This is a genomic window from Clostridium sp. KLE 1755, assembly GCF_000466465.2.
Lineage (GTDB): Bacteria > Bacillota > Clostridia > Lachnospirales > Lachnospiraceae > Eisenbergiella > Eisenbergiella porci.
Genome location: NZ_KE992651.1, coordinates 31,526 through 38,904 on the forward strand (window position 1 = coordinate 31,526; position 7,379 = coordinate 38,904).

Below are 7,379 nucleotides of genomic sequence, written 5' to 3' on the forward strand. Positions count from 1 at the left end.
ACATACACACTGGAAACCATCAATTATTTATTGCTTTCAAAATCTGTTGTTATGTTAATTTCTTTAATCCCCGCCCCTAAAAGGGCAGACAGGAGCCGCCATGAAAATACGTCAGGAAACACCCGCCGACTACGCGGAGGTTTATGAGCTTGTAAAAATATCCTTTGCCACCTCGACCAATGAAGGGGAATGGGATTATCTAAATGAAGTCCGCAAAAAGGCTGCCTTTATTCCTAAACTTTCCCTGGTTGCGGAAAATGACGATGGCCGGCTGGTGGGACAAATCGTTTTGTATAAAACGGACATTACCACACCGGAGGGCGCCGTGACGCAGCTGCTGCTTTCTCCTATCAGCGTGCATCCGGATTATTTCCGCAGGGGCATCGCCACTGCTATGATGAAGGAAGCCTTTCAAATCGCGCAGGAGCTTGGCTACACGGCCGTGTTTCTCTGCGGGGATCCGCAATTTTACCATCGCTTTGGATTCAGGGGATCTTATGAATTCGGGATTTACCATGTGGCGGACAAGTCCCGCTGCGGGGAATGGTGCATGGCGCTGGAGCTGAAGGAAGGCGCGCTGTCCGGGATTACCGGGACGATTGATATTGAATAATAATATTTTTTTCAAAAACTTTGTAACGAAACCGTAACTCCTCCGTCTAACCAGCAAAACCAATAAGAAGGGAGGCGAAGTCGTGGAAATGGATTTCGAGCAGTTATACAACACCTATTACATGCAGGTATATTCCTTTGTCCTGGCGCTGTCCAGGAACCGGGACATTTCAGAGGAAATCACGCAGAAAACATTTTTCAGGGCAATCACCGCCGGGAAGAAATATGCCGGGAATTCCTCCGAGCTCACCTGGCTGTGCGCCATTGCCAAGAACCTGTTCACCGACGAGCTGCGACTGCAGAAGAAAACCTGCGTTGCCGAAACAGAGGAAAAGGCGTCCGGCATCAGCGTGGAAAGCGCCGTCATGAACGAGGATTCCGCATTTCAGATACATCAGGTGCTGCATAATCTGGAAGAACCATATAAGGAAGTATTTCAGCTAAGAGTGTTCGGTGAGCTGTCTTTCCAGAAAATCGGAAAGCTGTTCGGCAAAACGGAAAACTGGGCAAGAGTTACTTACCACCGCGCACGTCTTAAAATTCAGGAAAGGATGGAGGAGCTATGAAATATTCATGTGATGTTATTAAAGACCTGCTGCCGCTTTATTATGATAAGGCCTGCAGCGAACAGAGTAAGAAAATTGTGGAGGAACACCTGGAGGAATGCGCTTCCTGCCGGAGTCTAATGAAAAAACTGCAGGACAACACTTATGAAAACTGTCTGCATGATGAAAAAGAGGATATTATAAAAAATTATACCAGGAGCATTAAGAAGAAAGCCCTGTTCGCAGGATTTATCGTTGTTGCCATCACGCTTCTTACCTGCTTTATCGCTAACCTCGCCACCGGGAATACGCTGGACTGGTTTTTTATCGTGCTGACCTCCCTGCTGGTTTTGGCCTCCATCACTGCCGTACCCATGATGGCGGAAAAAAAGAAGGGGCTGTGGACCTTTGGAAGCTTTGCCGTCAGTTTGTTCCTGCTGCTTTTGACCTGCTGCCTGTATAGCGGGGGAAACTGGCTGCTTGTGGCCACAACTGCCGTATTGTTCGGGCTTTCCGTCGTCTTCCTGCCCTTCGTTATCGGCCAGGCGCCGTTAAAGGGTTTTGCAGAACGAAATAAAGGGCTGCTTGTCATGGCTATGGATACGATTCTTTTTTACCTGCTCATTGTCTCCTGTGGTTTTTACAGCAAAGCTGCCGGCTACTGGCGGCCGGCGCTTCTTATCTCCACCGTGGGCGCGCTGATCGCCTGGGCGCTGTTTGCAGCCATCCGTTACCTGAAAGCCAACGGCTTTATCCGGGCTGGTATCTGCGTCATTGCCGTGGGCGCGGTTACTGCTTTCGCCAATGATATTATCAGCCTGATTTTAGATGGCACCTATCATCTGAGCGTGTTCCAGGCCAATCTTACCCTTTGGTCGACGAATGCTTTAATTAATGCGAACGTCTGCCTGATTGTCCTGCTTTCCAGCTTTGTCATTGGCGGGCTTCTGCTGCTTGCGGGCTTCCTCCGCAATGGGAAATCCGCCAGATAAGCCTCCGGGGACGGGGACAGCGGAGAAGTGTCCATGTATTTTAAAACACTTCTCCGCCGTCCCCGCCCCTTTTTAGTTTTTTGCCTCCCGGTTCATAAGATACATATAGGCGTCCTCCAGCGTAATCTCCGGCTGCACACATCCTGGTCCCGGTTTTTCCCCGCTGATGATTTTCACCCGCAGGCCGCTTTCCGTATACTGCTTCGAAGTAATATGGCAGGTCTGTTCCCACATCCGGGCCTCTTCCTCATTCCTAACCGTGCCCACCCAGATATGTCCCTTGGCCATCTGCAGCAGCTCGCTCATCTCTCCTGTATACAGGAATTCCCCCTTTTTCATAACAGCCAACCGGCTGCAGGCAGCGGCCAGATCCTCCACCACATGGGTGGAAAAAAGCACCGTCCTGTTTTTAGAGAAATCCACCAGCAAGTTCCGGATACGTATCCGCTCCTCCGGATCAAGCCCCGTGGTAGGTTCATCCACAATCAGGAACTCCGGCTCGTTTAAAAGCGCCTGAACCAGGCCCACACGGCGTTTCATTCCGCCGGACAGCTGCCTCATCTTTTTCTTCTGATGCTCCGCCAAGCTTGTTTTTTCCAGATACTCGTCAATTCTCTCCCTGCATTCCTTCCGGGGCACGCCGGACAGCCCGCCCAGGTATTCCAGGCATTCCCGGACGGTCAGGTTCGGGTACAGGTTCAGCTCCTGGGGCAGATATCCGATTTTTCGCCGGATTTTCTCATAATTGCCTTCACTGTAAGCCAAATCGTCCATCAGTACCGTTCCGGAGGAGGGCTTCAATACAGTAGTCAGTACCCGCATCAGCGTGGTTTTTCCCGCCCCATTTTCCCCCAGTAGCCCGAAAATCCCCTGGGGGATTTCCAGATTCACATGATTTACGGCTGTTACGCCGTTCTTAAAGCTCACCGCTACATCCTTCATTTTTATATTCATTCCTGCTCCTATCTGCGCGAAAAAAATACGCGGCTAATGTTATACTCAAATCAGGCGGCGGGAAACGCTTCCTTCCGTCCGGGGGCAGTGTTTACCCTCCGCATTCTTCAAAAGCGCTCCCCAGGCGCATGTTAAACTCCTTCATCCTCTTTTCTTTAAAATATGGGGCAGCCACCCCAGCAGAAACACCGCAATCAGAATCCCCGCCGCCTTTCCCCAAAGCCAGGAAAAATCCTCCGGGCCATCCAGTTCCCGGAAGGCATAGGCGAAAATATTGAACCTTCCCAAAACCTTGTCACCGGACGTGGAGTACAGCGTCAGCCACAGCAGGAAGGAGCCTCCAATCCCGGCCCACTGGTTTTGAAACAGATTGGATAAGGTCATCGACAATACGCCAAAGAAAATCACTGTGGCCATGATTGCCGGAAGATAGCTTCCGTAAAGGCCCGCCGCCGTTTTTCCCAACGGAACGGCGGGCTTCTGCCAATAGTAAAAGAAATATCCCACATAGGAAAGCACGCATAAATAACAGAGCTGCACCGCCAGCCTGCGAAGCACCGTCTTCGTCCTGTTTTTTACCGGATACAGCGTAAATATCTCCCAGCGCCTTCCGCTGCGTTCCATTACCCAGGTTTCAGCGCAGAAAACCAGGGACAGCAGAGCCATATTGGAATCCAGCGCGCCGCCGATTTCATCGGCTCTGGCCACGCCTCTGATCAGGCAGAGAACCACCGGAAAGAACAATGAGTAAAAAATTTTGTATGCCGGAAGGACAATTTTGATTTCCTGTTTCAATAAACCCACCTCCTTTTCCAGATGCTGATGGAAAGTATCAGCAGAAGCACCGACGCGCAGATTAAAAACGTCTGGTTAAGCAACGCCAGCGGAGGCTTCTCGGTTTCAAAAAATTTTCCCGGGAAACGCACCATAATCGCCAGCGGCCTGCCGAAATAGCCATAGTTCCCGTCCGGCCCCCTGCTGCCCATATTGGAATAGATCATATATAAAAACAAAACCGGAACCGCGGGCAGCGGATTCTTAAATACCAGGGCAGCTGCCGTATAAACGCAGGCAATCATAAGCAGGTTGGGAAGGATATACACGGCCGCCGCAGCGAAAAATACCGGAAAGCTGACCGGGAATCCGTTTTGTATCCCCGCATATTCACACATTCCTCCAAACAGAAGGGTCAGGAAGCCCCATAACAGAACCATTGCCAGGAAACCGCCCATGGCCTTCCCGCAGATATAAGCGGATGCGCTCAACGGCTTTGTGTGCAGCAGCTCCCAGGTATCCCTTTTCGTATCCCGGATGAAAAGGAACGCCAGCAGAAGCATCGCCGTAAATCCCAGAAAAAGGCCGCAGAAATCCGTGAATTTTCTGCCCAGGTAGTAGGAATAGGTATGCTCTGAAAGGCTCCTGTCCAGATAGTCATTAATTTCCCCCTCACTTCCCTTATGAAACTCCGATATGTCATAGTAATAACGGATGCCGTATTTTGTATAGAAATTATAGTCCTCAGCCAGTCTTATTTCCATTTCCTCCAGGCTCATATCCTCCCTGCGCATCTTTGCCAGAATTTCGCCGGCCTCTTCCTCTGTCATGTTAAGCTCCTGCGCCATATCCCTTTTTACCAATTCGCAGGCAAGCTCCATACGTTTCCCTTCGTCCGTGGGCACATACCCGTCCGTGATGTCCGCATCCCCGATATTCTCCTCTGCCAGTTCCTCAGCCGCCTCTCCTTGCTGATAATAGTGAATATGCAGATAGGGACTGAGTATCTGATACATTTGAAAAACAATAAAGAAAAGACCGATCCAGAAAAAAGGGTTTTTCAGGTAGTTTTTCAGTTCTCTTCGGATAATGGCTTTCATAATATCCCGCCTTTCTTTTTATGCCTGCGGCACTGCCCCATGGGTAAGCAGCCATGCCGCAGTTTTTCTATAAAAATATCCTAGCATCCGATTATCAACAAAAAAACAACAGAAAAAAAGAACAGCCGCAACTGCATAGTTACGAACCGTTCTCTATTGATCCCTTCCCTGTTTACCTGTGTTCCTGTTTACGTATGTTCCGGAAATCCGTCCTCAGCCGCGTAAAATACGGCCTTAACCACTGCGCCTCCTGTTTCGGCATTTCCCACGGCCAGCCTGCCTCCGTGCTTTTCGCAGTATACCCTGCTGATATACATCCCCAGTCCGGTATGCTCCAGATCATCCTGGGGATTGGAATGGAAATAAGCCTTCATGGCCTGCTGCGTGCTCACCGTAAAGCCGCTTCCGTCATCCATGACCGTCAGTTCCAGCTCCTTTCCCGCCATGCGGATATCAACCGCCACCTCTGTCCTTGCATACCTCAGAGCGTTGGATACGAGGTTTTCCGCCACCTCCAGGACAAGCTCCGCATCCAGGTATAGTTTTTCCTCCGTATTTTTGCCGCTGACCATATACCGCTTTCCAGCCGCCTCCGCCATGAAGCTCACGCTTCGCTCCACCAGTTTTTGCAACGCCAAAAACTCAGTTTTCCTGGGGCAAACCTTTCTTTGTTCAACACCGGACAAGGTGCGCATGCTTTCCACAAAATGCTTCAGCCGCTCAATCTGCGTCATTCCCTCCTGAAGCATGTCCATCATTTTGTCCTTGTCCAGGGCATCCTCCGGAACATATTCAAGCAGCATCTCCTGATATCCCTGCAATATGGCGAGGGGCGTCCTGATATCGTGGGCCACGGCGGAACGCAGCGCCTTTTCCTCCTCTATCATGTGCCACATTTTCCGCTCATTTCTTTCCAGCTCCGCCCGCATCCTCTCAAATTCCCCGCACAGCCTGCCCAGCTCATCCCCGGAGGTATAAACAATCCTGAAATCCAGTTCGTTTTTTGCAATCCGCCCTGATGCCTCCGACAGCTCCTGAAGGGGCGTCTTCAGCTTATTGCGGTAAAATAAAAACACGGCAGCTATTGTTCCCGCCACGGAAATGACCAGGCTGCTGTAGGTCTCCAGAAAATCACAGGCCTCCGAAATAAAATGATCCGCGTCCGTCATTTCCCAGGCACCGGGCCTTGGGATGCTGTCCTGGAAGGTAAAATCAGCCTGTTGTGCATAAACCGACGCATCCATATATTTTATCCAGACCCGTTTCTGTATCCTGACCGCCGCCAGCATGACGGCCGCCGAGGCCAGGAAGCTCAAAATGAGGCTCACCGCCATATAGAGTATGATAGATTTTCTGATTGAAAGATCTTTTATTTTTCCCACCGGTATCCCATCCCCCAGACCGTCTCAATGAATTCCGCCGTTGTGTACTCCGCCAGTTTTTTCCTGATTCTCCTGATCAGCTCTGTAATGACCCGGCTGTCTCCCTGGGCATCGTAGCCGCATACCTTTTCATAGATCCTTTCCCTGTCGAATACCTGGCCGGGATTCATGGAAAGGAATTCTATGATTTCATATTCCGTTCTGGTGAAATCCGCTTTTTTGCCGTCAATCCGCACTTCCTTCGCCGTGTAGTCGATCATCAGCCCTTCCCGGAACCGGTACTCCGATTTTGTCCTGTGCCGTTCCTCCCGTTTCAGATGGGAAATGATTCTGGCTTCCAGCTCTTTTAAGCTGAAGGGCTTTAAAATGTAGTCGTCGCCGCCCGAAAGCAGTCCGTTCACCCGGTCCTGCTCCTCCGCCTTCGCTGTGAGGAACAGGATCGGGCAGGAAATCTTATCCCGTATCTGCCTGCAAAGCTCCAGCCCGTCCATGCCGGGCATATTGATGTCAAGCAGTATCAGATCCGGCGCAGCCTTTATGCTTTCCATGGCCTCCATCCCGCCGGATGCGGTATTCACTTCATAGCCCTTTAATTCCAGGAAATTGGAAAGCATTTTTAACAGTGCCCTGTCGTCGTCTACCAGCAAAATTTTATATTTCATAACCACCATCCTGTCATTCAGCGCCGGCCCCGGCATCCCACATGCCCCCGGCAGTTTTTTACGGTTCCGCCCTGTCCACGCGCATGGCCCGCAGTCCCCGCAGGACAGACAACGCCCCCAGCGAACTGTCCGCTTCCTTTGCATTTATCGATATTATACCATTTTCTTAGATATACCGCATTTAAGATTTCGTTAACTATTTCTTAAAGTATTGCCGCTTCGCAGCTGTTTACTCCCCTCACAGTTACATGCATCGACTGTGGCAGGAGAAACGCATAAGCGCAGGCGCCGTACTTTCCGCCGTCCGAGGCTGCGGCAGCCAGCCGTCTTTCTTCCCGGGCGGGATGGGGGTGTTGTC

General features: G+C 50.8%; 8 protein-coding genes. 3 read left to right on the plus strand and 5 right to left on the minus strand.

What is annotated here, in order from left to right; translation table 11 throughout:
* Positions 1 to 100 precede the first annotated feature (100 nt).
* From HMPREF1548_RS01890 to HMPREF1548_RS01900, 3 genes are all read left to right on the plus strand, one after another.
* Positions 101 to 613: a GNAT family N-acetyltransferase gene (locus tag HMPREF1548_RS01890; protein ID WP_021633982.1), complete on the plus strand. Its 513-nt coding sequence runs from the start codon at positions 101 to 103 to the stop codon at positions 611 to 613.
* An 88-nt stretch (positions 614 to 701) separates the two neighbouring features.
* Positions 702 to 1,178, plus strand: coding sequence for an RNA polymerase sigma factor (locus tag HMPREF1548_RS01895; protein WP_021633983.1), 477 nt, complete (start codon positions 702 to 704; stop codon positions 1,176 to 1,178).
* Positions 1,175 to 2,149, plus strand: coding sequence for a zf-HC2 domain-containing protein (locus tag HMPREF1548_RS01900; protein ID WP_021633984.1), 975 nt, complete (start codon positions 1,175 to 1,177; stop codon positions 2,147 to 2,149). The genes HMPREF1548_RS01895 and HMPREF1548_RS01900 overlap by 4 nt, the downstream gene beginning before the upstream one ends.
* A 72-nt stretch (positions 2,150 to 2,221) precedes the next feature.
* Here the strand turns inward: HMPREF1548_RS01900 and HMPREF1548_RS01905 are convergent, their stop codons facing one another.
* The 5 genes from HMPREF1548_RS01905 to HMPREF1548_RS01925 all read right to left on the minus strand — a co-directional run bounded on the left by HMPREF1548_RS01905 (position 2,222) and on the right by HMPREF1548_RS01925 (position 7,021).
* Positions 2,222 to 3,103, minus strand: a complete 882-nt coding sequence (locus HMPREF1548_RS01905) for an ABC transporter ATP-binding protein (RefSeq protein ID WP_021633985.1) — start codon at positions 3,101 to 3,103, stop codon at positions 2,222 to 2,224.
* 141 nt (positions 3,104 to 3,244) lie between these two features.
* Positions 3,245 to 3,898, minus strand: a complete 654-nt coding sequence (locus HMPREF1548_RS01910) for a hypothetical protein (RefSeq protein ID WP_035320655.1) — start codon at positions 3,896 to 3,898, stop codon at positions 3,245 to 3,247.
* Positions 3,895 to 4,977, minus strand: coding sequence for an ABC transporter permease (locus tag HMPREF1548_RS01915; RefSeq protein ID WP_021633987.1), 1,083 nt, complete (start codon positions 4,975 to 4,977; stop codon positions 3,895 to 3,897). Before HMPREF1548_RS01915 ends, HMPREF1548_RS01910 begins: the two co-directional genes overlap by 4 nt.
* A 188-nt stretch (positions 4,978 to 5,165) precedes the next feature.
* Entirely contained in the window at positions 5,166 to 6,359 is a 1,194-nt protein-coding gene (locus tag HMPREF1548_RS01920) for a HAMP domain-containing sensor histidine kinase (RefSeq protein ID WP_021633988.1), read from the minus strand.
* Complete coding sequence (locus HMPREF1548_RS01925) at positions 6,347 to 7,021, minus strand: response regulator transcription factor (RefSeq protein WP_025490339.1); 675 nt, start codon at positions 7,019 to 7,021, stop codon at positions 6,347 to 6,349. Before HMPREF1548_RS01925 ends, HMPREF1548_RS01920 begins: the two co-directional genes overlap by 13 nt.
* Positions 7,022 to 7,379: the final 358 nt, after the last annotated feature.

What these genes read in the sequence shown, in the direction of transcription:
- HMPREF1548_RS01890 (WP_021633982.1), top strand. Translation starts at nt 101, where the DNA reads ATGAAAATACGTCAGGAAACACCCGCCGACTACGCGGAGGTTTATGAG.
- HMPREF1548_RS01895 (WP_021633983.1), top strand. Translation starts at nt 702, where the DNA reads ATGGATTTCGAGCAGTTATACAACACCTATTACATGCAGGTATATTCC.
- HMPREF1548_RS01900 (WP_021633984.1), top strand. Translation starts at nt 1,175, where the DNA reads ATGAAATATTCATGTGATGTTATTAAAGACCTGCTGCCGCTTTATTAT.
- HMPREF1548_RS01905 (WP_021633985.1), bottom strand. Translation starts at nt 3,103, where the DNA reads ATGAATATAAAAATGAAGGATGTAGCGGTGAGCTTTAAGAACGGCGTA.
- HMPREF1548_RS01915 (WP_021633987.1), bottom strand. Translation starts at nt 4,977, where the DNA reads ATGAAAGCCATTATCCGAAGAGAACTGAAAAACTACCTGAAAAACCCT.
- HMPREF1548_RS01925 (WP_025490339.1), bottom strand. Translation starts at nt 7,021, where the DNA reads ATGAAATATAAAATTTTGCTGGTAGACGACGACAGGGCACTGTTAAAA.